Source organism: Methanimicrococcus hongohii (assembly GCF_032594095.1).
Taxonomy (GTDB): Archaea; Halobacteriota; Methanosarcinia; order Methanosarcinales; family Methanosarcinaceae; genus Methanimicrococcus; species Methanimicrococcus hongohii.
Genome location: NZ_CP131059.1, coordinates 2109900 through 2135903 on the forward strand (window position 1 = coordinate 2109900; position 26004 = coordinate 2135903).

At 41.1% G+C, this 26004-nt stretch carries 26 protein-coding genes, 1 tRNA gene and 1 rRNA gene; 18 read left to right on the plus strand and 10 right to left on the minus strand.

Annotated features, from left to right (window positions below):
* Positions 1-230 precede the first annotated feature (230 nt).
* Positions 231-352 (plus strand): 5S ribosomal RNA (gene rrf, locus MmiHf6_RS09725).
* Between the two features lie 1267 nt (positions 353-1619).
* The gene (locus tag MmiHf6_RS09730; protein ID WP_316557591.1) at positions 1620-1910 is read left to right on the plus strand and encodes a DUF1292 domain-containing protein; all 291 of its coding nucleotides are present in this window, start codon (positions 1620-1622) and stop codon (positions 1908-1910) included.
* A 59-nt stretch (positions 1911-1969) separates the two neighbouring features.
* Here the strand turns inward: MmiHf6_RS09730 and MmiHf6_RS09735 are convergent, their stop codons facing one another.
* Entirely contained in the window at positions 1970-2599 is a 630-nt protein-coding gene (locus tag MmiHf6_RS09735; protein ID WP_316557592.1) for a GTP-binding protein, read from the minus strand.
* A gap of 105 nt (positions 2600-2704) precedes the next feature.
* Here MmiHf6_RS09735 and MmiHf6_RS09740 point away from each other — a divergent pair.
* Positions 2705-2776: transfer RNA gene (locus MmiHf6_RS09740), tRNA-Cys, on the plus strand.
* Positions 2777-3037: 261 nt separating this feature from the next.
* Here the strand turns inward: MmiHf6_RS09740 and MmiHf6_RS09745 are convergent.
* The 3 genes from MmiHf6_RS09745 to MmiHf6_RS09755 form a co-directional block, all read right to left on the minus strand.
* Positions 3038-3394, minus strand: a complete 357-nt coding sequence (locus MmiHf6_RS09745) for a nascent polypeptide-associated complex protein (RefSeq protein ID WP_316557593.1) — start codon at positions 3392-3394, stop codon at positions 3038-3040.
* Between the two features lie 222 nt (positions 3395-3616).
* Complete coding sequence (locus MmiHf6_RS09750; RefSeq protein ID WP_316557594.1) at positions 3617-3937, minus strand: HesB/IscA family protein; 321 nt, start codon at positions 3935-3937, stop codon at positions 3617-3619.
* 227 nt (positions 3938-4164) lie between these two features.
* Positions 4165-5394: a hypothetical protein gene (locus MmiHf6_RS09755; protein ID WP_316557595.1), complete on the minus strand. Its 1230-nt coding sequence runs from the start codon at positions 5392-5394 to the stop codon at positions 4165-4167.
* 611 nt (positions 5395-6005) lie between these two features.
* Here MmiHf6_RS09755 and MmiHf6_RS09760 point away from each other — a divergent pair.
* The gene (locus tag MmiHf6_RS09760; protein ID WP_316557596.1) at positions 6006-6713 is read left to right on the plus strand and encodes a mechanosensitive ion channel family protein; all 708 of its coding nucleotides are present in this window, start codon (positions 6006-6008) and stop codon (positions 6711-6713) included.
* 197 nt (positions 6714-6910) lie between these two features.
* Here the strand turns inward: MmiHf6_RS09760 and MmiHf6_RS09765 are convergent, their stop codons facing one another.
* Positions 6911-7156: a hypothetical protein gene (locus MmiHf6_RS09765; RefSeq protein ID WP_316557597.1), complete on the minus strand. Its 246-nt coding sequence runs from the start codon at positions 7154-7156 to the stop codon at positions 6911-6913.
* A gap of 687 nt (positions 7157-7843) precedes the next feature.
* Here MmiHf6_RS09765 and MmiHf6_RS09770 point away from each other — a divergent pair.
* The 7 genes from MmiHf6_RS09770 to thsA all read left to right on the plus strand — a co-directional run bounded on the left by MmiHf6_RS09770 (position 7844) and on the right by thsA (position 17026).
* Positions 7844-8569: an NAD(P)-binding domain-containing protein gene (locus tag MmiHf6_RS09770; RefSeq protein ID WP_316557598.1), complete on the plus strand. Its 726-nt coding sequence runs from the start codon at positions 7844-7846 to the stop codon at positions 8567-8569.
* A 457-nt stretch (positions 8570-9026) separates the two neighbouring features.
* The gene (locus MmiHf6_RS09775) at positions 9027-10385 is read left to right on the plus strand and encodes a glutamine synthetase family protein (RefSeq protein ID WP_316557599.1); all 1359 of its coding nucleotides are present in this window, start codon (positions 9027-9029) and stop codon (positions 10383-10385) included.
* 143 nt (positions 10386-10528) lie between these two features.
* On the plus strand, positions 10529-11626 hold the full coding sequence (locus MmiHf6_RS09780; RefSeq protein WP_316557600.1) for a M42 family metallopeptidase: 1098 nt from the start codon (positions 10529-10531) through the stop codon (positions 11624-11626).
* 524 nt (positions 11627-12150) lie between these two features.
* On the plus strand, positions 12151-12309 hold the full coding sequence (locus tag MmiHf6_RS09785; protein ID WP_316557601.1) for a hypothetical protein: 159 nt from the start codon (positions 12151-12153) through the stop codon (positions 12307-12309).
* Positions 12310-12553: 244 nt separating this feature from the next.
* Positions 12554-14218 carry a hypothetical protein gene (locus MmiHf6_RS09790; protein ID WP_316557602.1) on the plus strand — a complete coding sequence of 555 codons (1665 nt, stop codon included), beginning with the start codon at positions 12554-12556 and terminating at the stop codon, positions 14216-14218.
* Between the two features lie 344 nt (positions 14219-14562).
* The gene (locus tag MmiHf6_RS09795) at positions 14563-15030 is read left to right on the plus strand and encodes a hypothetical protein (protein ID WP_316557603.1); all 468 of its coding nucleotides are present in this window, start codon (positions 14563-14565) and stop codon (positions 15028-15030) included.
* 346 nt (positions 15031-15376) lie between these two features.
* Positions 15377-17026 carry a thermosome subunit alpha gene (gene thsA / locus MmiHf6_RS09800; RefSeq protein ID WP_316557604.1) on the plus strand — a complete coding sequence of 550 codons (1650 nt, stop codon included), beginning with the start codon at positions 15377-15379 and terminating at the stop codon, positions 17024-17026.
* 440 nt (positions 17027-17466) lie between these two features.
* Here the strand turns inward: thsA and MmiHf6_RS09805 are convergent, their stop codons facing one another.
* Positions 17467-17913 (minus strand): hypothetical protein, encoded by a 447-nt coding sequence (locus tag MmiHf6_RS09805; protein ID WP_316557605.1) that lies wholly within the window; start codon positions 17911-17913, stop codon positions 17467-17469.
* A 573-nt stretch (positions 17914-18486) separates the two neighbouring features.
* On the opposite strand from MmiHf6_RS09805, the gene MmiHf6_RS09810 reads away from it, so the two are divergent.
* The 3 genes from MmiHf6_RS09810 (at position 18487) to MmiHf6_RS09820 (ending at position 20114) form a co-directional block, all read left to right on the plus strand.
* The gene (locus MmiHf6_RS09810) at positions 18487-18651 is read left to right on the plus strand and encodes a zinc finger domain-containing protein (protein ID WP_316557606.1); all 165 of its coding nucleotides are present in this window, start codon (positions 18487-18489) and stop codon (positions 18649-18651) included.
* A gap of 85 nt (positions 18652-18736) precedes the next feature.
* Positions 18737-19006, plus strand: coding sequence for an elongation factor 1-beta (locus MmiHf6_RS09815; RefSeq protein ID WP_316557607.1), 270 nt, complete (start codon positions 18737-18739; stop codon positions 19004-19006).
* A 403-nt stretch (positions 19007-19409) separates the two neighbouring features.
* Positions 19410-20114 carry a CDGSH iron-sulfur domain-containing protein gene (locus MmiHf6_RS09820; protein ID WP_316557608.1) on the plus strand — a complete coding sequence of 235 codons (705 nt, stop codon included), beginning with the start codon at positions 19410-19412 and terminating at the stop codon, positions 20112-20114.
* Between the two features lie 95 nt (positions 20115-20209).
* Here MmiHf6_RS09820 and MmiHf6_RS09825 read toward each other — a convergent pair whose 3' ends face one another.
* Together MmiHf6_RS09825 and MmiHf6_RS09830 are read right to left on the minus strand one after the other, a co-directional pair.
* Positions 20210-20416: a hypothetical protein gene (locus MmiHf6_RS09825; RefSeq protein WP_316557609.1), complete on the minus strand. Its 207-nt coding sequence runs from the start codon at positions 20414-20416 to the stop codon at positions 20210-20212.
* The gene (locus MmiHf6_RS09830; RefSeq protein ID WP_316557610.1) at positions 20397-20594 is read right to left on the minus strand and encodes a hypothetical protein; all 198 of its coding nucleotides are present in this window, start codon (positions 20592-20594) and stop codon (positions 20397-20399) included. Before MmiHf6_RS09830 ends, MmiHf6_RS09825 begins: the two co-directional genes overlap by 20 nt.
* A 444-nt stretch (positions 20595-21038) precedes the next feature.
* On the opposite strand from MmiHf6_RS09830, the gene MmiHf6_RS09835 reads away from it, so the two are divergent.
* The 3 genes from MmiHf6_RS09835 to MmiHf6_RS09845 all read left to right on the plus strand — a co-directional run bounded on the left by MmiHf6_RS09835 (position 21039) and on the right by MmiHf6_RS09845 (position 24605).
* On the plus strand, positions 21039-21551 hold the full coding sequence (locus MmiHf6_RS09835) for an amino acid-binding protein (protein ID WP_316557611.1): 513 nt from the start codon (positions 21039-21041) through the stop codon (positions 21549-21551).
* Between the two features lie 16 nt (positions 21552-21567).
* Complete coding sequence (locus MmiHf6_RS09840; RefSeq protein ID WP_316557612.1) at positions 21568-22569, plus strand: homoserine dehydrogenase; 1002 nt, start codon at positions 21568-21570, stop codon at positions 22567-22569.
* A 281-nt stretch (positions 22570-22850) separates the two neighbouring features.
* Positions 22851-24605 (plus strand): ATP-dependent DNA ligase, encoded by a 1755-nt coding sequence (locus MmiHf6_RS09845; protein WP_316557613.1) that lies wholly within the window; start codon positions 22851-22853, stop codon positions 24603-24605.
* Here MmiHf6_RS09845 and MmiHf6_RS09850 read toward each other — a convergent pair.
* The gene (locus MmiHf6_RS09850; RefSeq protein ID WP_316557614.1) at positions 24587-24718 is read right to left on the minus strand and encodes a hypothetical protein; all 132 of its coding nucleotides are present in this window, start codon (positions 24716-24718) and stop codon (positions 24587-24589) included. The genes MmiHf6_RS09845 and MmiHf6_RS09850 overlap by 19 nt on opposite strands.
* 89 nt (positions 24719-24807) lie before the next feature.
* Entirely contained in the window at positions 24808-24957 is a 150-nt protein-coding gene (locus tag MmiHf6_RS09855; protein ID WP_316557615.1) for a hypothetical protein, read from the minus strand.
* A 50-nt stretch (positions 24958-25007) separates the two neighbouring features.
* On the opposite strand from MmiHf6_RS09855, the gene MmiHf6_RS09860 reads away from it, so the two are divergent.
* Positions 25008-25967 (plus strand): Fic family protein, encoded by a 960-nt coding sequence (locus MmiHf6_RS09860; protein ID WP_316557616.1) that lies wholly within the window; start codon positions 25008-25010, stop codon positions 25965-25967.
* The last annotated feature ends 37 nt before the right edge of the window (positions 25968-26004 follow it).

Sequence of the window (26004 nt, forward strand, 5' to 3'; positions counted from 1 at the left end):
GTTGTTTGTCGTTTAGGAAAAATCAAATTTAAGATTTATTTCAATTAATTTAAGATTCATCTTTGATTATTTTGATCAGTCTTATGATTTGTATTTCAAATTCAATCGTTACATGGCAAAATGTTTCCGAAATTTTATAGGAAACCGTTAAATATCATATCCGTTATTCAAAGGTTGTTGTCGCGACGCGTCAACAATATTTGAACTTATATCACGCTTAGAGAAAGTCTTTTGGCGGCCATAGCGGCGGGGCGACTCCTGTACCCATACCGAACACAGAAGATAAGCCCGCCGGCGTTCCCTGTTGTACTGAAGTGTGCGAGCCTTCGGGAAGCTTGGATCGCTGCCATGAGTCTTTCTTTATTATTCTTATTTTGATGTTTTTAAAATGAAGAGCGAACGCTTTTGAATTGTTTTTGTTTTATTTTATTTTTTAAAAATCGAGCTGCCGGTTTGTTTAATTTTTCGATAAATTCGTGTGTCAATTTTGTTTTATTCTTTAAAGTCGGTGCGGCTCGCGCGTGAAGCGGGTGCGTTGGGACAGTTCTGTTAAAGACAGTTGCATACTTGCAGGCTTAGCCCGTCAGGTTGCCGATTTCGGATAAAATGAAACATCGTTTAAATCTAAAAAAGAACGGAACGCCCATTTTCAATAAAATCTAATATATTTTTTAGGATTTTATCGGGCGTTCGGATTTATCAATTTGAAAAATTGGATGTTTGGTTTTGATTCAAAATAATCAAAAAGTTTACAACCGACCCCGCAAGTTGAGTTTCCGAGCGTAGCGAGGAGACGAGACTTGGCGGATTCTTTCCACGACGAATAAAAAGTTCAAGCACTGTTTGCCTTGGATGTAGCTAAGAAAATCGTGTTTGTAAATTTGTTGACTTATTGTTAGAATCTCCAACTCCTTCTTTCCTCCGCTGCGCTTCGGAAACGCGTTGTTGGAGGGGCGGCTTTTTATCTTTTCATTTAATTTTCAAACAAAATGAAACATCGTTTTTCTTTAATCTAAAAAAGAATGGAACGCCAATTTTTCAATAAAATCTAATACATTTTTTAGGATTTATCGGGCGTTCGGGTTTATTAATCTGAAATAAATCGGATGTTTGTTTTTTAATTCAAAATAATCAAAAAGTTCACAAACCGACCCCGCAAGTTGAGTTTCCGAGCGTAGCGAGGAAACGAGACTTGGCGGATTCTTTCCACGACGAATAAAAAGTTCAAGTTCAGGTTGTCGTTGCATACAGCTGAAAAAGTCGGAAATCGTAAATTCGTCGACGTATGGTTAGAATCTCCAACTCTTTCTTTCCTCCGCTTACGCTTCGGAAACGCGTCGTTGGAGGGGCGGTTCTTGAACTTTTAATTTACATTTATTTTTGATTGAAACATCGTCTTTCATCATTTTTCTTCAAAACGGAACGCCAATTTTTCAATAAAATCTAATACATTTTAGGATTTTATCGGGCGTTCGGGTTTATCAATTTGAAATAAATTGGATGTTTGGTTTTTCAATTTTTATAACATTTCGAAGATTATTTATCTTCAAGCAGCATGTAGGCGTTAAACACTTTGATCGAATTGATTTTCAGGTGAATAGTTATTAGGAGATTTATTTATGGAACACGAACACACTCATGAACACGGCTCAGACTGCAGCTGCGGAGAATCTAATACTGTTACGATCGAATTTGACGACAATACTTGTGTCGAATGCGAAATCCTCGGAACATTTGAAGCCAACGGCAAAGAATACATCGCATTAGTAAAACAAGACGAATCCGAAGACATTTTGATTTACGGATTTAAAGAACTCGAAGACGATATCGAATTGATTGACATCGAAGACGAAGAAGAATTCCAAAAAGCGGCAGATGTTTTGGATGAACTCCTCGGCGAAGATTCTTAATTTCTTTATCTTTTTAATTTTTTTCAATTTTTAAATATTAATTATTTAGATATCATTTTTTAAATTTCAATTAATTTTATAATGTCATCCATTCCTTTTTTATTTTGAATCGAATTTTTCAAAATTTTCGCATCCTGATTGATTTGCCGAACACTTTCTTCAACCAAACTCAATTCATTTTCGGGAATTAAATCCGTTTTATTCAAAACAATCACTTCAGAAACCGAAATCTGATCAAATGTTATTTTTTTCTTTTCTTTTACATTTTTGAAAAAAACAGAACAATCAATTAAAGTAAAAAGAGGCGCAAAATTATACTCTTCCGCTCCTGATTTTAAAGATACTTTTTCAAGTTCATCTTTTACAACCAACGGCGAAACCGTTTCCTTTGGTTCAATAAACAAAACATCCGGATGAGCGCGTTCAATCAGCTGCTCAACCGATGCTGACATCACTTCTTTTAAATTGCAAGTCACGCAAGCCGTTGTGATTTCATTCGCGTCCATATCATATCCGAGCAAATCGCCGTCAATCACTTCTTCGCCGACTTCATTCGTAAAATAAGTCACAACTTTTCCTGAGGATGCGTAAAACTTGCCGAGCTCTTTGATCAAAGTCGTTTTACCGCTTCCTAAAAATCCGCCGATAATCACAATTAATGTATTGTTTTTCAAATTTGCCGTTGCCATTCTTTAACCCGTCAAATAAATACCTTTCAAGTTAAAAATCTCTCCGTTTCTTTTAAATATTAAAAAATCATTCATGAACATCTCTTTTAAGAGGTAAAAATAGGAGCCAACGTGGCAGAGCGGCTATGCGTTCGCCTGCAGAGCGAATATATTTCGGTTCGAATCCGGACGTTGGCTTAAAGTTAAGGCTCCGAAAACAATATGTGAGCCGGAAAAGGCAGCAGAAACAAAAATGCAAAAGTGTTCAGTTTCTGTTGCTTTTTTTATGCAAAAATGCGGAATTATTTTTTTGTTGCCGCCGCAGGCTGATTTCTGTCCGCAGCCGCGCGCGAGCTGCATATCTCTTTTTTAAAGCCAAAAACGAAAATTTCATTTTTTATAAATTGAAAAAATGAATATGAATTTTGTTTAAATGTATAAATTCAAAAAAAATGAAAATCAGCTCGAAAGCGCCAAAATCGCTTCCGCCAAATCTCCGTTATTGTCTTCAAGCGCCTTTTTCGCATCTTCTTCGGACGCGCCTGTCTGTTCACAAACGAGACGGACATCCTCATCGGGAATCACAAGTTCTTTGGGTACTGTTCTGACATCGCCGTTGATCTGATACGTGTCAACGCCTTGCGCGCGCATAATTGAAACCGCAGGATTATCAATAATAATTTCGCCGTCAGTTGTTTTAATAATAACTTGTTCGGCATTGTTGATTTCACTCATTTCAATACCGAGCTGTTTCATCATTCCTTGCATTTTTTTCGGATTCATTCCGCCGCGTCCGCCGCCCATTCCCGGAAACATGATTTTTCACCTGAATATGATTTGAAATATTTCAATCTTGAATAAAACTGATAAAAATAAAATAAAAAATAATAAAAAAGGCACAATAGAGACACGACACACAGACAAATGCCGTGCTTGTGTGACTTATTGTACTGTTAATCCATTTCTGAATTATAATCTGTATTTGAAATCAATTTTAATTTGAAATCAATTTGATTCTTTTTTAAATTGATTTTTAAATTAATGGCAGCCGGCACATCCGCCGCCGCAGGGTTCAGCTGTCGGGTCTTCGATGACGAAGCCTGTTCCCATTTCATTGTCAATGTAGTCGATGACCAAGTTTTCAACGGTTTTTTCGAGTTCAACGTCGTAAATCACTTTGGTTGCGCCGACTTCTGTGGTTTTGTCGGTTTCATTGACTTTGTCTTCCAGGGCCAAGCCGAAAGACGGTCCGCTGCATCCGATGCCTGCAATAAAGACACGGAGATAGTGATCCTTTTTGTTTTGTTCTTCAAGAACATCATTTAAAGCAGCAACAGCTGCATCCGTAATTGTTACCATGTTTTTTCTCCTTTGTTTTTGGTATATTGAAATTTTTTCAATACAGAACATAGCGGCAAATCAGATATAAATCCTTTTGCAACTCTTTTGATTTATCATTTGATATTGATTATCTATTTGAGGTTGGTTTGATTAATTCTCAGATAAGTCTTTTTGATTCATTTTTTATCTTATTTTTTTATTAATTTTATTGTTTATTTTTTTTATTTTTCTATTCGTTTTTATAATTACACGAATTCGGCGCCGTCGTCCGCCGGGTTTGAAAGCGGCTGACCGTTATACGCGTTGATTTCCAAACAGTCTTTTTTGCCCTGAACTTCCCAGACTGACGCGAATACTTGCGTGATTTTGATTTCAAAATCCTTGTCCTGCGGGCGAAATGTTTTGTTTTGATAAATGATGGATTGCGCGTCCATATCGTTGGATTTGACTTCCTGAGTGTGCTGACGCTTCAATTTTTCCAAAATCAGTTTTTGAGCTTCTTCTTTTGTCATTTTCGGCTGTTTCATGACATATTCGATGTCCGGAATCACCGTCTGCGTGCCGATGTCGCCGAGTTCAATGTCGTCTTCGATTCCGTTCACGGCGTTGTAAAGACCTTCGCCTGAAGCCGCCATTTTGACGTGGTCGCTGCCCATTTTTCTGTCCACTTTGAGCGTGTATGTGTATTTCCAGTACGGAACAAATTTTAAAACAACATCTTTGACTTCACCGAACGATGATTTGCCGGCGGCGGCGGCGCGCTCAATCGGCATATTGATGGCTGAGGCGCGGATGCCGAGCGTTTCTTTTTTGTCGGCATGGAATCTTTCGGGCTCCGGTTCCGGAATATCGTAAGACTGCGGCAGCGGTCTCGGCGCTTCAATATATTCGGATCCTTTGCGCGCGGATTCGGAGGACGCGCCAAACATTGAGGCTGCGCCGTCATCTTCTCCGGGCGCTTCAAAAATGTTGCTGAAATCGTAATTTTCAAGAGATGCCGGTGCCGCATCGGGCTGTTTTTCATAAAATTCGGGCAATGTGCCGCTGGCAGGGTTTTTTGAATTTGCAAAAGCGCTTACAGGATCAAAGTTTTTTTTTTGATCCAAAAGAGATTCTAAACAATAGTTGCCGACGACGCTTTCAAGCGTTTCGCGGCTTAAATTCGCGACCATAAACGCGCCGACGTAGCGGGCAAGCGCGTCTCTGTCCCAAATCATAACGCCTGTGTCTTCCGCATATCTTTTTACGGTTTCTTCGCCGCCTTTGATCTTTTTGGTTGTGATGTAAAGGCTGTTCATGCCGTTTGCCTGCTGTGTGAATCGCTCAAGTGTGTTTAAGTTGCCGTCGATATCGCATTTGACCCAGATCTCATAGTCTTGGCGCTTGCCGATAATGTCGCAAAAAGTGCCTTCGCTTGTTTCATATCCGTAAGATTTGAACATTTCCAAAAGAAGTCGCGTTAATTCCTGTTTCATATTTTAATCTCTGAATGTTAATGGAATATTTATGTGAAATATTGTGAATATTATGAAATATTGTGTGAAATAAAAGTGAAATGTTTTGAAATATTTGTAAATGTGGAGTGTAAATGTGAATATGAATGTGTGAATATGAATGTGTGAATATGAATGTGTGAATATGAATGTGTGAATATGAATGTGTGAATATGAATGTGTGAATATGAATGTGTAAATATGAATGTGTAAATATGTGATATAGTGAACATATTTGAAATAAATATGTAGTAAACACTTTTAATTATAAATACATTCAGTCATATACGATTTTTGTTCGTCATTCGACTATTCCGGTATATTTTGAGTTATCTCGCTTATATCTCAGATTTACTTTTTCATGTCTTTGATCTAAAAATCAATTATTAGAAACATATATATTTTTTGAAAAATATTTCTTTTCAGGTTATTTCTTTTGATTTTGCCGAAATCAAATTCATCCGGCAGAATCGTAATAACTTATAACTTATTAACCATTGGTTTAATTCAAAATCCTCGGAGGGGTTCTTATCGCTATAAATGATATTTTAGAAACAGCAATTCCTTATACGGAATGGGATGTTTCTGACATTTTGATTGCGCTTGTCATTCTTGTCGCGGCGTTTATTGTCGCCCGTATTTTGGTCAGCGTTTTCAAAAGAGTTTTGAAACGTACAAAAATTCCGGAATTGGCGGCCAGCTTTTTGGTTCAATTAATTACGGCGCTTTTGTACGTGGCGGTTTTGCTGGCGTTTTTTTCGGCGCTCGGAATTACGGTCAGTTCGATCATTCTCGGTCTTTCGGCTGTCATCGGTTTGATCTTGGGCTTTGGTATGCAGGACACTTTAACGAATTTGGGCGCGGGTGTTTGGCTTGCCGTTTTGGAGCCGTTTAAAAAGAATGATTATATCACGGTTTCCGGACAAACGGGTTATGTCAAAGATGTCGGTTTGATGTCGACGGAATTGATTACGCCCGACAACACTTACATTATGATTCCGAACAAAATGGTTTGGAACAGCGCGATTGTCAATATGTCTCATTTACCGACGCGCCGCTTTGAGCTGACGATGACGTTTAAGCTTCTCGGCGACGTTGACAGTACGATTCGCGCCGTGACGGAAGTTTTGAAAAAGAATCCTGAAGTTCTCCAAAATCCCGAGCCGAAGATTTATATTTCAAATTTGACGGACTCAACCGTTGATTTGCAGATTCGCGCTTGGGCGGGAACAGAAGATATCGGTTTGATTTCAACAACCGTTAAAGAAGAATTGCTTCGCGAATTCGATGAGAAGAACTGAAAACGGCTTTCGTTTTCAATTTTTCTTTTTTTCAATTTATTTTTCATTTCTTTTTTATTTTTGTAAAAAACGTGTTTTTGTTTTGTTTTTTTCAATAAAATTCGTGTCGTTTTTATTTTTCTTCTTTTCAATAAAACTCGGTTTCGTTTTTTTTCTTTTTTTCAATAAGACTCGGTGTCGTTTTTGGAAAATTTTGTTTAAAATGCGGGGGCTCGCGCGCGGCGGCAGCTGTTGCGGGCGGCAGCAGCGCAAACCTGATCGGCAGCAGCAAATGGAAAACTGTAGGTAGCGGCGGAAACAGAAACCTGAAGGCAGCAGCGGTACGTTCGCGAAGCGAACGGATTACCATAAAATGAGCAGATACGCGCGGAAACAGAAACCTGATTGAAGGCGGCAACATTAAAAGACAGTCGCAGATTGGCAGACTCAGCCGGAACAGACAACAGTAAAAGACAGTTGCAGATTAGCAGTCTCGTCGGGTCAGACAGCAGTAAAAGACAGTCGCAAGAAGGAACAAGCGGAAACAGAAAAGCAAACTCATAAACTCAGCGGTTTTTTTATTTTTTGTTTCGTATGGGAAGAATCCGCCAAGTCTCAATTCCCTCCGCTGCGCTTCTGGAATTTCAACTTGCGGGGGCGGTAAATTGCCTTTTCAATCTAAATTTAAAAAGAATTGAAACATCGTCTTTCATAAAAATAATTCAAAAACGGAACGCCTTCTTTTAATGAAATCTATTTTTAAATTTAGGATTTTATCGGGCGTTCAGGTTCACCGACTTTTGAAAATTGGATGTTTGGGTTTGATTTTTGTTTATTTTATTCGGTTTTTTGTTCTTTGTTTTTGTTTTTTGTTCTTTGTTCTTTGCTTTTTATTTTTTGTTTTTGTTTGTTTTTATTTTCGTTTTATCTTTCGTTTTGAATATTTGTTTGAAAATATCTCGTTTAGAATTTTTTAATTAGTCATTATAATTCAATTTGTTTTGTCATCTCTAAATTCTTCTGTTTTCTCTCTTTCTTCGGTCTCTAAGTATTCTTTTTTGTTCTTCGTTTTCATCCGAATGATTTATATACACCCGAATTTTAAGTTGGAAACTGTAACATTTATAGGTGATAAATGTTGGTGATAAATCATGAAGATTGCAATTTTAGGAGGAACCGGCAGTATCGGTAAAGGATTTGCGCTCCGCTGGGGGCAAGTCCACGATGTTATTGTCGGCTCAAGGGAAAAAGAGAGAGCACAAACAGCAGCAGCAGAATACACGACTTTCTTAAACGAAAGATCATTGTCGTCCAACATTACAGGCGATGAAAATAAAGCCGCAGCCGAAGCCGCAGATATTGTCGTTATCGCAATTCGATACGACCAGATCCAATCCGTCATGGAACACATCAAACCGGTACTCTGCAACTGTCAGACCGTTTTGTCCGTCGTCGTTCCGATGGTCAAAGACCGCTGCTACCTCAACATGGGAACAGAACCGGTCAAAGTCGAAGTCGACCCCGAAGAATACAACGCGGATTACTTCTGCTACGCACCTCCGAAATCCGGAAGCGCCGCAAAAGAAATTCAGGCGCTTCTTCCCGCGGGAATTGACTTGGTCGCATCTTTCCACAACGTTTCTGCAAAGCGTTTGGAAGACTTTGACAAAGACATGGATTTGGACATTGCCGTCTGCGGCAACAACAAACAAACCAAAGACGTCATCATGCAGCTCGTCCGCGACATTCCCGGCTTAAACCCCGTCGATGTCGGACCGCTCGAAGCAGCCGCATTGACCGAGCCGATCACGCCGCTTTTGCTCAACGTCGCAAAGATGAACAAAGAGCTGCGCCACGCCGGCATCAAATTCGTCTGAACTTGTTTTCAGACAATAAATTAACTTTTTAAAAATTATTTTGAAAAACGATCCTTTATTTTTTTATTTTATTTTCGTTTATTTTCGTTTATTTCTTCCGGATTTGTTTTTGCATTTTTATTTCGCTTCCTTTTCTGTTTCTCTTTCCGTTTTTGTTTTTGTTCAATTGTCGCCGATGTCTGCGGCCGCCGCCGCGCGCGACCCGCTACATTTTTCATTCCGATTTCAAAAACGCCCCGCGTCTTTATTATTATTTATTCTTTACCATTTTTATTTCATAATCGGTATCGCTGTCATTATTTCATTTATTAACTTTTGTGGTGCAAAATTTTATACTTGTAACAGTTTATACTTACAGTTTATAAATTCAAAATAATTTTTAACAATTCAATCTATTATAATTCAATTATAATTCATTCAATTTATCAGATTATTATTCATTTGCAGAGTGTTGATTATGACTCAATTTACAACTATTTCGGAAATTCTTGAAGCCGTTGAAGAACAGGATATTGATTTTGTCAAATTCCATTTTTCAGACGCTGACGGCATTTTTAAGGAAATCGATGTCCCGTCCGCGCTTCTTGAAAACGCTTTTTCAAAAGGACTTCCTTTTGACAACTCTGTCGGCGGCACTTTCAAACCGACCGGTTCTGATTTAATGCTGAAGCCCGACCCGAGAACATTTTCAATTTTAAGCTACGGCAACGCAAGGCTGAACACAAAACAAAGATACGGGCGCGTCACCTGCGAACTCACTTTCTTAGACGGTCAAGCCTTTGACGGCTGCGTCAGAAGTAATTTAAAATTATTCGTTCGCAAAATTTACCAATCGGGATACACGTTTTCGGTTTCTTCATCCCTCAGTTTTTATTTATTCGATTCCGCTTCGGTTTTGCCGGTATGCGCGCCGTCCGCGTCATCCGCACCGTTCGCATCGTCCGTTCCATCCGCGTCGCTTTCTCCCGAAACGATTTTAAAAATGGAAAATGTCAAGCGCGACATTTTAACGGCTTTGAACAACGCCGACGTTGATATTGTTTCTCTTCGTCAGACACATGTCGGCGGACCGATTGCAATGGTTTTCAAAGATGGCAGCGTTCTTCGAACTGCTGATAATATGATGACCGCGAAATATCTTGTCAGCGATGTCGCTCGCCGTCACAATTTACACGCTTCTTTTATGCCCAAACCCGCAACGAATCTTGAAGGTTTGTCGGCGACATTCGGTTTTACATTAATGAAAGACGAATTCAATGAATTCTATCATCCCGATCAGGATATGATGATTTCAGACAAAGCCCGCGGATTTATTGCCGGAATTTTCAAGCACATCCGCGCCATCAGCGCCGTGACGAATCCTTCCGTGAATTCTTACAAAAGAATTGTTCAAAAAGGAAAGGCGCCGTATTATGTTTCCTGGTCAGCCGTTGACCGCAATTCGTTGGTTCGGCTCCCGTCTTCGCGCGGGCGCGCAACGAAAATCGAAGTTCAAAACGCAGATTCTTCCTGCAACCCGTATCTTTCGCTTTTGGTTTTGATTGCCGCCGGAATTTCAGGAATTGATGAGGAATTAACACCTGTCGCGGCAGTCAATTTCGAAACGCACGATTATTCCGAATCTGAAAAATTGGCGCTGTCGGCCGGAACGCTTCCCAGTACGCTTCGGGAGGCGATTGCCGCTTTTAATTCCGACACTTTGATCAAAGACGCGCTCGGCGAATCCGTTTCAACATCCATTTATCAGACGGCGGCAATGGAATGGAATGAATATATCGGCTGCGTTCACGCGTGGGAACTTGAAAAATATTTATAATTTATTTGATTTGCAATTTTGCAGCTTATTTATTAAATTTCAAATTGTTAAATTTCAAATTATTTTCTAATATTTCCTAAAATTATTCTTAAAATGTACAAAAACTAAATAAAAACTGACAAAAAAGAAAACGAAGTGATATTTTGACAAATGATCCGAAAAACTTGGACGCGCTCGCGTCTCTTCTTGAAAAGTATTCTAACGCGCACGGTGTTTCCGGAAATGAAGATGAAATCCGCCGTATGTTAAAAGAGGATTTAAAAGACTGTACGGATGAAGTTAAATCCGACGCGCTCGGCAGTTTGATTGCTGTCCGCAAAGGCAGTTCGCCAAACGGTCCGACAATTATGCTTGCGGCGCACATGGATGAAATCGGCCTGATGGTCAAATACATTGATGAAAACGGTTTCTTGAGATTCGCGAAATTCGGCGGCTGGTTTGACCAAACGCTTCTCAATCAGCGCGTGATCGTTCACGGCTCAAAAGGCGATGTTTACGGCGTTATCGGCTCAAAACCGCCGCACGTCATGACACCCGAAGATTCCAAAAATCCTGTCAAACACAAAGACATGTTTATTGATGTCGGCGCGAAAAACGCGGAGGATGTCAAAAATCTCGGCATTGAGCAGGGAACTTACATCACGTCCGACCGTCATTTTGCAAAACTCGCCAATGACCGCGTGACCGGAAAATGTTTCGACAACCGTGCCGGCGTCGTTTTAATGATTGAAATTATGCGCCGCCTGAAATCTAAAAACATAAAAGCAACGGTTTGCGCCGTCGGAACCGTTCAGGAAGAAGTCGGATTAAAAGGCGCAAAAACAGCAGCATACGCCGTTGACGCCGACGTTGCGCTCGCGCTTGACACGACTGTTCCCGGAGATCACCCCGGAATTACAAAATTAGATTCGCCGCTTGAAATCGGAAAAGGCCCGATCATTTCCATTTCAGACGCCTCCGGCCGCGGTTTAATCGCTCATCCTCAAGTCGTGAAATGGCTTCGCGAGTCGGCCGAAAAAGTCAACATGGATGTTCAGTTGGGCGTCGGCGAAGGCGGAACAACAGACGCGTCCGCCATTCATTTGACAAAAGAAGGCATTCCGACAGGAACGATTCAGCTGGCGACGCGCTACATTCACTCACCGGTTGAAGTGATTGATTTGAATGACATCGAAGACAGCGTTGAGTTGGCAGTTGCCGCAATTGAAAGAGCGCATATGTATTTTACGAAAAAAGAATGAGTGGGTGATTCATTCATCTTCTTTTTTTCTTTTCATTTTTAATTTCTTTTTTCATTTTGGTGGCGGCGCCGGCGCGCGCGAGTTGCCCCATTTTTATTTGATTTTTCAAACTTATCTTTTGGTTTTGTTTAATCTCAGATGAAACTTAAACATCCAATTTTCAAAATCGGTGAACCCGAACGCCCGATAAAACCCTAAATAAATGTTTTAGATTTTGGAGAAAAGAAGGCGTTCCGTTTTTGAATTATTTTGATAAAAACGATGTTTCAATTGAAAAAAATATGAATTAAAAGACTAAAAACCGTCCCCGCAAGTTGAGTTTCTGAGCGCAGCGAAGAAACGAGACTTGGCGGATTCTTCCCATACAAAACAAAAAATTAAAAACCACTGATTATTTATGTTGCTGTTCGGCTCCTGCTTGTTCCGTCTTGCAACTGTCTTTTACTGCTGCCTGTTCCGACTAAGACTGCCAATCTGCAACTGTCTTTTAATGTTACCGCTGCCGGGGCGGTTTCCGTTTCTGTGTGTATCTGCTTATTTTTATCGTAATCCGTTCGCATTCGCGAACGTGCCGCCGCTACCTACAGGTTTCTGTTTCCGCTTGGAGTCAGGTTTCCGCTTGCCGCTTTTCAGCTTGCCGGCCGGCAGCTGCCGCCGCCGCGCGCGAGCTGCTTCGTTTTTAAAAAAATTTAACACAAAAAACACACTCAATTTTTTAAAAAACTCTAAATCAAATATCATCCGGTCTTTTTTAATTTCGACCATTCATTATCGTTTTCATTTAATCTTTCATTCTTTGCTCCCGCGTTTCCAAAATCTTTTAATTTCAGATTGCCTATTCTTTTTTCATTCAGAATTATATTCAGATTTATTCAAAATTTATTCAGATTTTATTTTGTATTTCAGATTTTATCGGAGGAAGCAAATATGGGATTATTTAATTCCGAAATGACGCCGCAGAAAGCCGTTGAGGCGCTCGGCTCGGACAAAGAAGTAAAAGTAGAAAGCGGTGTTGAATTCTTGAAATCGCAAGGATCGGAAGTCCTGCCTTTTTTGGTTGAAAAATTTCAAACCATCCTCCCTCAGGCGGCGCGCTCCAAAAAACACGCCGTCGTCGCAGGACATTTGTACACATTTTTATGTGAAGCAGATTTGCCGGCTGAATTATGCACGCCTTTTGCCGAAGCGATTATTAACGCGCCCGAAAACATAGAACTCCCGCTGAACAAGCTTCCCGCATCCGTTGTCATCAACAGCTATCCTTATCTTGAAGCAACCATTCGGGACGCGGATGTCGATGTCAAGAAAAAAGTCGTCCCGCTCCTTGATAAAATTCATTTGCCGCCTTCTGTTCTTCCCGTTCTCGCTTCATTTTTAAATCGCGAATCCGGATTTGCCGAAGAAGCTTTGATCCTGATTCCGCAGGTGAACGGGGATTTGTCGCCCGTTTCCAACGCGCTTTACGACATGCTTGACCTTTATCCGCTCGGCGATAACGCGGCTCAGGCGATTTTGGAAATGCGCGGAAGGCTCCCGCCCAATATTGAAAAGCTGGACAAATATTTGATGGACTTCAGCTCCCAAGTTCAGAAACGCGCCATCCGCGTCGCTGTTCCGCTCGCCGAAGACAATTCCGCCGTTTATTCGCTGCTTGAAAAATCGATTCTGGCAGACGAGTCCGCCCGCGTTCACACGCTTGAAGTTTTGGAAAAACAAGAAACGCTTCGGCCCGATCAAATGGATTTGGTCTGGATGATTTTGGTCAACTCCGATTCGCCGCTGACGGAAGAGCGCGGCATGAAGTTTTTCGGAAGAATCGAGAAAAATGTTCGCCCGCTGATCATTCATTATGCGCAGAGCGGCACGTCGCAGGAAATCGCCCGCGCTTTCAAATGCATCGGCTACATGAAAGAGGAAGGGCCGCGCATTTGCAGGGAATTGCTCAACGTTTACATGAATGATGATTCTCTTCTTTTCGACCGCGCCGGCTATCAGTCGTTTGCCGTCATTGCGGACATGATGAAAGGCAATTGCGCAGAAGACGCGCAGGCATCGGCGCTTGCGAAGAAAATGCGCGATTATTGTACGCAAAACGAGCTGGACACGCCGACAGAAGTCATGGCGCTGCTTGCGCCCGAAGAGTTGTCTGATGTCATTGAATGGTCGTTTAAGCGCATTTTCGACACTTACGGCATCGGCTACACACAACAGTACACCGATGAAATGCTTGCCGGCATTTCCGAGCTTGTTTCATTTGAGCCCGCCGTTATGAATTCGTTCATCAAAGCCATCGGATTTGCTTACAGTTACGAAAGCGGCGAAAACAAACCGATTATTTCTCACAAAGAAACCGCCGCCGCAATCAACCGCCTGCGCTCTGTCAATACGCCCGCGACAAGCAACATTCTTCATTTAATTTCAAGAAAAAGAGATTTAGAAATCACACAAACGGATCCTTCCGGCGCCGTTATTTCTTCATTCACGCTTTCCTTTGAAGAACACAGAAGATTGGCGCTGGACGAATTGGAACGCCGCGGATTCCCGGCTTACAATCCGGTGAATTATCTGAAACAGGAAAAGCCGCGTTATTAACGGCTTCTCGTACTTTTTTTCTTTTCTTTTTTCTTTTCTTTTTCTTTCTTTCATTTTTTGGCGGTCCGCCGCGCGCGAGCTGCTCCATTTTTAATTTTCTTTTTCAAATTCGTCCGATAATTTTGTTTTCTTTTTCAAATTCGTTTTTCGGTTTTGGTTGTTTTCAAAATGAAACCTAAACATCCAATTTTCAAAATCGGTGAACCTGAACGCCCGATAAAACCCTAAATAAATGTTTTAGATTTCGATAAAAGAAGGCGTTCCGTTTTTGAAGAAAATTGATGAAAGACGATGTTTCGCTTTGTCATAAAACTCAAATAAAATTTCAAAAGCCGCCCCGCAAGTTGAGTTTCCGAAGCGGAGCGGAGGAAACGAGACTTGGCGGATTCTTCCCATACAAAACAAAAAAATTCAAAACCGCTGATTATTTGTGTTGCTGTTCGGCTCCGGCAAAGCGTTTTCTTGCAACTGTCTTTTGCTGCCAGCTTCCTGCTGAGCCTGCTCGTCTGCAACTGTCTTTTAATGTTGCCGCTGCCAATCAGGTTTGTGTTTCCGCTGCCAATCAGGTTTGTGCTGCTGCCTGCAATCTGCTCTTTTTTAGAAATCCGTTGGCATTAAATTTTGCTCGCTTCGCTCACAAAATTTCGGTTGCAGGGGGAGGCTGTGTTTGTTTGCAGTCGGAGTCAGATTTGTGTTTCTGCTGCTACCTTACCGTTTCTGTTTCCGCTGCTGTCAGGTTCCGCCCGGCAGCTGCAGGCAGCCGCCCCGCCGCGCGCAAATCGCGCAATTTTTCTAAATTTCTTCAAATCTGACCCGCGTTTTAATCAAATAATTCTTAAAATCCAAAAATTCAAAAATTCAAAAAAATTCTAAACCATTCCCGTTCCCTTTAGTTTTCCTTTAATTTCATAACCGTTCGTCGCTTATCGCTCATCTCTTTTTAAACACCGACGGTTTTTTATAGAACTTTTATCAGTTAATTGTTAGATTTCTATCCGAAATTTCATTTTTTTCAAGTTCTTTTTGTTTTCATAAACATCGCGATGCATCTTGAAAATTTTGTCTTAAACTTCTATACATCATTTATTGAATCATTTATTCAATTAAATCCAATAAATTCAATTATTATTCCATTAATTAATATCAGGAGACATATATATGGCAAACACAGGTCCGATTATTGTCTTAGACCCGGGAAAAGAAAGAACAAGAGGAAACGAAGCGCTCTTTATGAACATCAGCGCTGCAAAAGCAGTCGCAGGTCTCGTTCAAAGCACGCTCGGTCCCAAAGGCATGGATAAAATGCTGATCAATAAAATGGGTCAAGTCAGCATGACAAATGACGGTGTCAACATTTTAAAAGACATCGGCATCGAACATCCCGCCGCAAAAATGATCGTCGAAGTCGCAAGATCCGTTGAATCAACGGCCGGCGACGGAACAACAAGCTCCGTTATTTTTTCGGCCGCGCTTTTGGACAAAGCAGAAAAGCTTGTCAGAAAAGGAATTCACCCGTCCGCAATCATTAAAGGATACAGAATCGCTGAGACAAAAGCTTTGGAACTCATGGAAAACAGCGCAATCGACGTTTCCAAAGACAACCGCGAAGATCTTTTGAAGAAAGTCGCAATGACGGCCATCACAGGAAAGGCACCTGACATTCAAAAAGAACATTTGGCCGACCTTTGTGTTCAAGCCGCCGAAATCGTTGAAGAAAACGGTTTCGTTGACGTGCGAACCAAAATCATCCGCGTTGTCGAACTTCAGAGAAGAATCGAAGAATCCGAAGTGGTCGAAGGCATCGCTTTAAACACCGGCGCGCTCAGCAAAAAAGCGCCGAAAAGAATCGAAAATCCGAAAATCGTTCTTCTTGACACCGAAATCGTTGCCAACAAAACAAAAACAGGTTCGGTCATGGTTGTCAGTTCTCCCGAAGAACGCCAAAAAATTATTGACAGCGAAAGAAACGACTTGACGGCAATCGCCAAAAAAATCGTTGACACAGGCGCAAACGCCGTTTTCTCAACGAAAGTTGTCAGAGGTGCTGTTTTAGAATACTTTGAAAAGCATGACGTTTTCGTCTCCCGCCCGATGGAAGAAAAAGACATTGAAAACGTTTCATACGCGACAGGCGCAAAAATCATCCGCAACCCCAAAGAAATCACGGAAGCCGATTTGGGATACGCAGATTTGCTTGAACGCGACACAAGAAACGGCGGCGGCAAAACATTCATTCGCGGCGGTCGTAACTCTAAAGTCGCGACAATTGTTGTCCGCGGCGAAACGCTTCAGCACGCCGACAGCGTTGACACGGCCCTTGACGATGCGCTTTGGGTCATCAAATCCGTCATCGAAGACGGCAAGATTGTGGCAGGCGGCGGCGCAAGCGAAATGGAAGTCGCACTCGGTCTGAACGCGTTCGCGCCGACTGCGGGCGGCTACGACCAGCGCGTCATTGCAGCGTACGCCGAAGCATTGGAAGAACTTCCGAGAACGCTTATCAGAAACGGCGGCTTGGATGTCATCGACCTTTCCTTGGCTCTTCGCGCCGAACACGCTAAGAACAAGAATGCCGGAATCAACGTGTTCACCGGAAAAATCACGGATATGCTTGAAGCAGGCGTTGTTGACCCTTACAGAGTCAAAGTCAACACAATCAAAGCGGCAACAGAAGCAGCCGTTATGATTCTCAGAATTGACGATATGCTTCGCGCAACTGTCACGCGCGACATTCCGGATGCGCCTCCCCAACATTTGGCAGCCTCCTACAACGGAATGGCTCCGCCGCAAATGAACGAGCGCAGATAAGGATTGATTTTTAAATAATAACAGAAGGCTCTTTTGAGTCTTCTTATTTTTTACTTTTTTTGATAATTTTTATACGCATTCCTTTTTTTGATTGTTTTTGAAAAATGAAATTCCCATTTTGATTCTCTTTTAAATGCATTTCACATTTCGATTCATTTTTTAAACATTGTGCGGCTCGCGTGCGGCGGCAGCTGCCGGCCGGCAAGCTGACAGACAGCGGAAACAGAAGCCTGAAGGCAGCGGCAGCGTAAAATGAAAATGAAAACGATGAAAAGAAAAACAAAAAGAGATACAAAAAGATGAAAAGAAAAACAAAAAGAGATCAAAAAGATGAAATGAAAAACAAAATGAAAAACAAAAAGAAAAAATAAACTTGAAACGACGTTTCAAGTCTGTCGCGGCTTCGCGCCGGAAAAAAAGATTTACGCCTGAAACGTAAATCAGAAATTTTCAAAATATTTCAAAACGAGAACGGAAATGATCAAACAAAACGCCACCGTTATGATAAATATTTCCCAACCGATGTCGAAAAATGAACCGTCGTAAGCCATGTAAATGAATTTGACAAGCGCCATGATCAAAATGGTCAAACAGAAGGCAACCAAAAAGGCGACGACAACGGATGTTGTTCGGCGGACGAAGCGCGAATTGAAAAATTCATAGCCGACGACAAACAAAAGAGCGAAAATCAGCAGAATCAAAGCGCCGGGAATCGGCTGCTCGCCGCCGTCGGCATACATGCCGTAGATGCCGTACATGGAAAAAGTCAAAAACAATGCCATTGCTAATGAGACCAAAAGCGTTCTCAGATAATTATTCTTAAATGAAGGAAGTTTGGGAAGACTCGAACTCTTCTTTTCATATTTTCTCGGCGCGATAAACGACACCACCTTTGAATTGTGTGAATTAATAATTGAAATAATATAACAAAACAGCCGGTAAATATGGCGACCGGCAAATGAATTAATGAAATGATAGAAATACAACTATTAAAAATTTACTTGCAATTGACTTGCAATAAGGATGAAATCAGATTGAATCAAAGAAAATTATAACAGAATCCGGCAAAAAACATAACAATTTCAGGAGCTTCAAATAAATTCAAAGAAAATCAAACAAATTCAAAGAAAATCAAAATTCGGAGAATATCAAACAAATTCAGAGAATATCAAACAATCTAAGTAAAATCAAGAATTTCAATCAAAATCAACTAATTTAAACAAAATTCAAACTGAATCAGAACTGAATCGGAATTGAATCGGAATTGAATCAGAACTGAATCGTATTTTACAATTCTTCCGAAATCCCTTTTTCAAACAGTGAAAAACAAATCCTGCAATAAACTTTAAATCATAAGATATCTTTTCAGAGTCATTATTGCAGACATTCAGGCTGACGGCTTTCATGCCTGCAGTCTTATGAATTCTATTCAATTTTATCAATAATCAAGGAGAGAGAAGATGACTAAAGTCGATAACTGTACAACATGCGGCAAGAATCTTGTTGAAGACGGAAACGTCAGATTCCCCTGCCCGAAATGCGGCGAAGGAATCGGAAGATGCCAGAGCTGCCGAGTTCTTGCAAACACCTACGAATGCACAAAATGCGGATTCGTCGGTCCCTGAGCGAGTCAACGAAAGATTTGAATCAAAATAATCAAATTCAATTTAAATGAATTTATTTTAACGATAAATTAAAAAAGGTGAAATTATGAGCGGTGTTGCAGCAACCATTAAAGTTATGCCGGCAGATGCTGACACAGACTTAAACGCACTCAAAGAAGCAATTAAAGCGGCTATGCCCGCAGGCGGAAAAATCAACGGCGAAATTGTCGAACAACCCATCGCGTTCGGTTTGAAAGCTTTAATCGTGACCGTTATCGTCGAAGACGATGAAGGCGGCATCGAACCCGTCGAAGACGCATTCAACGCAATTCCTGAAGCGGAAAGCGTCAGCGTCATCAACCTCGACAGACTTTAAAATTAAAATAATTAAATCATTGAAATCGGAAATTCCGGTTTCATCCTTTTACTTTTTTGCAGAAATCAAACTTGGGAGAATACATTCTTCAGGTTTTCGCTCTGCTGCTGCCCCCCGGTTTTGTTCTGTTTTCCGCTCCGTTTTTTACTCAGCTGCACCCGCTCAATTGCGCCCTTTCATACGTGCCCGCTCACGCGCGAAACGCTTCGTTTTCAATCATTTCTTCAAACACGCCTGTTTTTCAAAAAACAAATTGTAAATGATGCACAACTTTCAATATCATCTTTTTATAATATTTCTGCTATAATTATTATGGAGCAGTTAACAGCTGTACAAAAACGAATCTAAGTGGAATATAAAGTAAAACGAATAAAAAACAAATTAAAAACAGGAGTTATCTCAAATGGTTAAAAAAATCAAAATCACGGAGAACGGACCGTATGAAGTGAGTCCGGACATTCCGTTAGTCCAATCTGTTATCGTTATTGATGATCGCGGCACTTCCATGAGCTGGAAAACGGGGAAGAAATATCCCGGCCAAACCGAACCTTATCATCTTTGCCGCTGCGGGCGATCCGAAAACAAACCGTATTGCGACGGTTCTCATGAAAAAGAAATGGGAATAATGAAAAAGAAATTTGACGGAACGGAAGTCGCAACGCATGAAAGTGATGAATTAAACACGCACGTTTACGAAGGTCCTGAACTGACTTTAATCGATGAAGAAAGTTTGTGCGCCTCCATGCGTTTTTGTGACCGCGGTCCGCGCGTCTGGAACGCTGTTATGCAATCTGATAAAGATTATTTGAAACAAATGGCAATCGAAGAATCCTGCGACTGCGCTGCCGGCAGATTAACCGTTGTCGATAAAGAGGGAAATGTTTACGAACCGAAATTGGATCAGGAGATCGGATTGGTTCAGGACACCGCAGAAAAATGCAGAGGACCGCTTTGGGTCAAAGGCGGAATTTTAGTTGAAGGCGCCGACGGCAAGCCGTACAAAATCAGAAACAGAATGACGCTTTGCCGCTGCGGCGAATCCGAAAACATGCCGTTTTGCGACACGTCACACAGAAGCAGCGAAAACATGCGCGGCTTTGATGAATGAAGATGAAATGTCTTCCTTTTTCTTTTTTCTTCAATCAAAAATATCTGTTCGTTTTTTAATTTTTTAAAAACGAATTCCTCTTTTTTGATTATTTTTTAAAATTTGTGCGGTTCGTTCGCGGGCGGCTTGCCTGCTGCGGCTGTCGGCAGCGGCAGAGCGCAAACATGATTGCCGGCAGCAAAAGAAACCTGTAGGTAGCAGCGGAAACACAAACCTGAAGGTAGCAGCGGAAACAGAAATTGCAAGGTAGCGGTGGCACGTTCGCGAATGCGAACGGATTTCTTAAAAAAGAGCAGATGCAAGCGGAAACAGAAACCGCCCCGACAACAACAACATTAAATGACAGTTGCAGGTCGGCAGTCTTGGCAGGAGCAAGCAGCAGTAAAAGACAGTTGCAAGAAGGTACTTTACAGAGGCGAAACGCAAAATATTACACTCAGCGGTTTTGATTTTTTGTTTCGTATGGGAAGAATCCGCCAAGTCTCGTTTCCTCCGCTTCGCTTCGGAAACTCAACTTGCGGGGGCGGTTTTTGAGATTATATTAATCTAATAATTGACTGAAACATCATTTTTCATACAAATAATTCAAAAACGGAACGCCTTTTTTAATGAAATCTATTTTTAAATTTAAGGTTTTATCGGGCGTTCAGGTTCACCGATTTTGAAAATTGGATGTTTGGGTTTCATTTTGAAAACAAACAAAAACGGGGGCAGATTTTTGAAAAATCCAATAAAAATGGAACAGCTCGCGCGCGGCGGCGGCTGTTGAACGGCGGCGAAATCACAATGTAAAAACAAAACAAGAAACTTTTCATTTTACGTAAACCATCAAAAATAAATAAAGAGCGGATTATAACAATCGTATTTACCGCAAGATGAATATTTCCCGCAGCGATTCGACTGCGGCATAATTGAGGAATTTTTATGAAAGTCACGATGGACATAGAACTGAAAGATGAGCCGGGGCAGCTCATTTTGGCGCTTGAGCCGGTTTCAAGAAACAAGGCGAATTTGATTTCTGTTTTTCACTATCACAAAGCAAACGGCGCGACAAAAACAGGCGGCGACAAAGTTCAGGTCCAGCTCGTGCTTGACGCGAAAGTTCCCGTGATCGAAAAAATCAAAGAAGATATGGAAAAAACAGGCATCCGCATTCTTCGAATCGGGGAAGAAAAATATCGGGAAACGATTACGGTCATAATGATTGGTCATGTCGTCAATACGGATATTCGCGATACGATTTCAAGAATTGATGAAACCGGAATCGCCGAAGTCACGGACATGTCGCTTTCCATGCCCGAAATTAATGAACCGACTTCTGCCGCGATTACGATTAACGCAATCGGCAAAGACGAATTGAAAAAAGTTGTCACACTTTTAAAACAGATCACGAAAGAAAAAGAACTTCTTTTGGTGCTGCCGATTGAAATCGAATGAGGATGGAGGAAGAAAAATGAAAACAGTTAAAGCTTCAATTATCGGTTTCGGATCGATCGGACAAGGCGTTGCCCGCGTTCTTTTAATGAAAAAAGAGTATTTGAAAAATGAAGGCATTGACATTAAAGTCGTGGCAATCACGGATTCAAAAGGCGCCGTCATTGATGAGAACGGTTTGGATTTGGAAAAATGTCTGGCAAAAAAAGCCGAAAACGGAACGATCGCCGAGAAAAAAATGACCGGAAAGGATGTTATTGAACAAATCGCTCATGATTTGGTGATTGAAGTCTCGCCAACAGATGTGATTACGGGCGGCGCTGGACTTTTGAATATGCAAACCGCTTTTGAAAAAGGGTTAGATGTCGTCACTTCCAACAAAGGTCCGTTGACTTTGAAATTCAAAGAATTGAACGAACTTGCCGACAAGAACGGCTGCGCTTTCCGCTATGAGGCGACTGTCGGCGGCGCGATGCCGATTATCAATTTGTCCAAAGAAGTGATGGCCGGCAACGAAATTGAAAGCATCAAAGGCATTTTTAACGGCACCTGCAATTATATTTTAACGAGAATGCTTGAAGAAAAATCAAGTTATTCCGAAATTTTAACCGAAGCGGTCGACTTGGGAATTGCCGAGACCGATCCGTCTTATGACGTGGAAGGAATTGATACGGCAGGAAAAGTCGTTATTTTGGCAAATGCCGTTTTCGGAATGAACAAAACAATCAATGATGTCGATCGAACGGGAATTACACAAATCACTTATGAAGCGCTTGAAATGAGTTCAAAGAACGGCAAGACGATTAAGCTCATCGGCGAAGTGAGAAAAGACGGCAGCCTGACGGTTTCGCCGAGACTCGTTCCGATCGGGCACCCGCTTTCCGTCAGCGGCACACTCAACGTCGCATCGATTCAAACGGATTTGGCGGGCGAAATTACCGTCACCGGAAAAGGCGCGGGTTCCATTGAAACGGCCAGCGCGATTTTAAGCGATATCATTTCCATTTACAAAGAAGATTAATATCAAAAAATAATTTCAAGATAATTTCAGATTGACTCAAAATTATTTCCAAAAATAATTTCCAAAATAATTTCCAAAATAATTTCCAAAATAATTTCCAAAAATGATTTCCAAAAATGATTTCCAAAAATAATTTCAAAAATTATTTCCAAAAATTATTTCAAAAAAATCATTTCAAAAAAATCATTTCAAAAATAATTTCATAAATTATTCAAGTTTAATCTTAAAAATAATTTCAAAATTTAAATGAAACAAAAACATATTGAAGAAACGGGAAAACCATGACTCAATTTTCAGAATTCACCGACCTTTGTATTAAAATCGAAAGCATTCCGGGCTCTCTTGAGATGACGGATGTTTTTGCCGAATTTTTAAAAAGCGTCGATGATGACGAGCTTGCCGTTTCCTGTTATATGGTTATGGGTGAAATTTTTCCGGCTTGGACGGGCAAAAAACTCGGTCTCGGCCCGAATCTTCTTTATTCGGCGCTTTCAAAAGCGGCCGGAATTTCGCTTGATAAAATCAAAGCGCTTCTTCGTGAAACGGGAGATGTCGGCGAAACGACTTACAAAGCGCTTTGTGAAGACAAAAAAAGCCAGTCGACCTTTTCCAGTTTTTTTGAAGCGGAAGATAAAAGCAGTGATGACAGCAGCGACGGCAACAGTGATGGCAGCAGAGGGTTATGCAATTCAGGCGGCAGACTTTCGATTCGCGAAGTTTATGACCGTTTGAAAGAGATTGCCGATGCTTCGGGAAAAGGCGCTCAGTCTCAAAAAATCAAAAGTCTTCAATATTTGTTTTCGGAATCTTCTCCGATCGAATCCAAATATATTGCAAGAATCGCGCTTGAAGAACTTCGTATCGGAATCGGCGAAGGAATCGTCAGAGATTCGATTGCAAAAGCGTTTGACGTTCCCGTTGCTCAAGTCGAATTCGCTTTTATGGTAACGAATGATTTGGGCGAAGTGGCGGTCGCAGCGAAAAAAGGCGGCTCTGACGCGCTTGTTCATCAAAATATTCAAGTCGGCCGGCCTGTTAAAATGATGCTCGCGCAAGTGACGACCGGCATTGAAACGGCTTTTGCCGAGCTGGATGAAGCGGCAATTGAATGGAAGTTTGACGGCGCCCGCCTTCAGATTCATAAAAGCGGCAGCGATATTCAGTTGTTTACGCGCCGATTGGAAAATGTCACCAATTCGATGCCGGATGTTGTAAAAGCCGTTACTGAAGCCGTGACTGCTGAAAATGCCGTTTTGGACGGTGAAGCGGTTGCGATTGATGAAAACGGAAATCCGAGACCGTTTCAGGATATTTTGCGCCGTTTCAGACGCAAATATGATGTTGAAACAACGTCAAGAGACATTCCGATTCATGTAAATCTGTTTGATCTGCTTTATGCCGACGGTGTCAGCTACATTGAAAAACCGCTGACGGAAAGAAGGGCAAAGCTTTCCGAAATCGTCAAACCGAATGCAAAAGGTATCAGTGTCGACGAATTAAAAATTACGAAAGATCCCGAAACTGCCAACGAAATGTATCAGGCGGCGCTTGCTGCCGGTCATGAAGGCATCATGATAAAAAATCCGAACTCGCCGTATTCGCCGGGGAAGCGCGGCAAAAATTGGCTGAAGAAAAAACCGGTGATGGACACGCTGGACTTGGTTGTCATCGGCGGCGAATGGGGTTCAGGGAAACGCAAAAACAAAATCGGTTCTTACGTTTTGGCGTGTTATGATAATATTAAAAATGTTAATCTTGAAATCGGCCGCGTCGGAACCGGTCTCAGCGATGAGCTTTTAGACACGCTGACGGAGCAATTCAAAGATTTGATCGAAGCGGAAAACGGCGTGATGCTTAAAATTAAACCTGAGGTCGTTTTTGAAATCGCTTTTGAAGAGATTCAAAAAAGCCCGAATTATCCTGCGGGTTACGCGCTTCGATTCCCGAGACTGGTTCGGGTGAGAGAAGACAAGACGATTGAAGAAATCGATACGATTGAAAAGATTGATCGAATGTATCAGGGACAGAAAGAGTAATTTTTGCGTCTTTTATTTTCATTTTCTTCTCTTTCATTTTCTTTTCTTTCATTTTCTTCTCTTTCATTTTCTTCTCTTTCATTTTCTTTTCTTTCATTTTCTTTTATTTTCATTTTCTTCTCTTTCATTTTCCTTTTTGGAAATAAAATCCGTTTGTATTTTTTTTGATTTTTTATAGCGGTGTGTCGATTTTTGTTTGATTTTAAAAGTCCGGCGAGCCGCGCGCGGCGGCAGTTTCTGCGGCTGTGAGCGGCAGAAGCGGCTGCAGCGCAAACCCGACCGGCAGCGCAAATCCGACCGGCGGCGGCAACGTTCGACAGCTGCAGTTTTCTTTTTCAAAATTAATCTCCAATAAGGCGACATTTTCTAAAAATTTAAATAAAATGTCGCCTTTTTTGAATTATGACTGAAAATAAATATCGTTTAGAAAAAATAGAAAAAAACGGAAGCGCTCGGTATAATTTGATCAAAGATGTTCGTTTCAAAGATAAAAACGCGAAAGTAAGAAAACCAATTTTTAATCCGAAAAATGTCGACTTTTTTGCTTTTGATCCTGAACTCGAAAAAAAAGCGATTTTTAAAAAAGCCGGACTCTCTTCCGATTATTACACTTCCGATTATTTGGAAAAATCGGATATTTTCTCTTTGGAAGAAAAAAAATGGATTGCAAACGAATTTTTCAAATCGGCTCCGACTGATGATATTAAACAGTTTGAAAAGCGATTTGAAACCGGTTATATTCACGGAACGACAGCGATTGAAGGAAATACACTCAGTTTCAGCGAAGTCAGCGACCTCTTGGAATACGGCATTTCTCCGAAAAAAGAATTGCGGGAAATTAATGAAGTTCAAAATTATACAAAAACGCGTCAATTCACAAACAACTCAAACGGAAAAGTCACAGTTCATTTTATTAAAAAAATTCATTCTCTCGTTATGGATAACATTCTTGAAACGCCCGGTCGATTCAGAAATACAAACGTCGGAATTGTCGGCTGTGATTTACAGCATACACCGCCCGAACTTGTTGAAGATGAACTAAACGAATTGATTCAAAATTATTATGAAAATATTCAATCTAAAAAATATCCGTTTGAACAGATTATGCTTTTCCATCATCAATTTGAAACAATTCACCCGTTTTCCGACGGAAACGGGAGGGTTGGGCGCGAAATTATGAATTATATGCTGAGAAAGGAAAAATATCCGCAATTTCTCCTTGGAGAAAAAACGCGGGAGAAATACCTTTCAGCACTGCACTTCGGAGACGAAAATCAAAACAGGCAAATGATTCAAACATTTTATCAAATGTATCACAACCAATGGAAAAACATTGAATCCGACTTCGATCGACTCAGATGAAGTCATTAAATGAAGTCATCAAATGAAGTTATTTTAT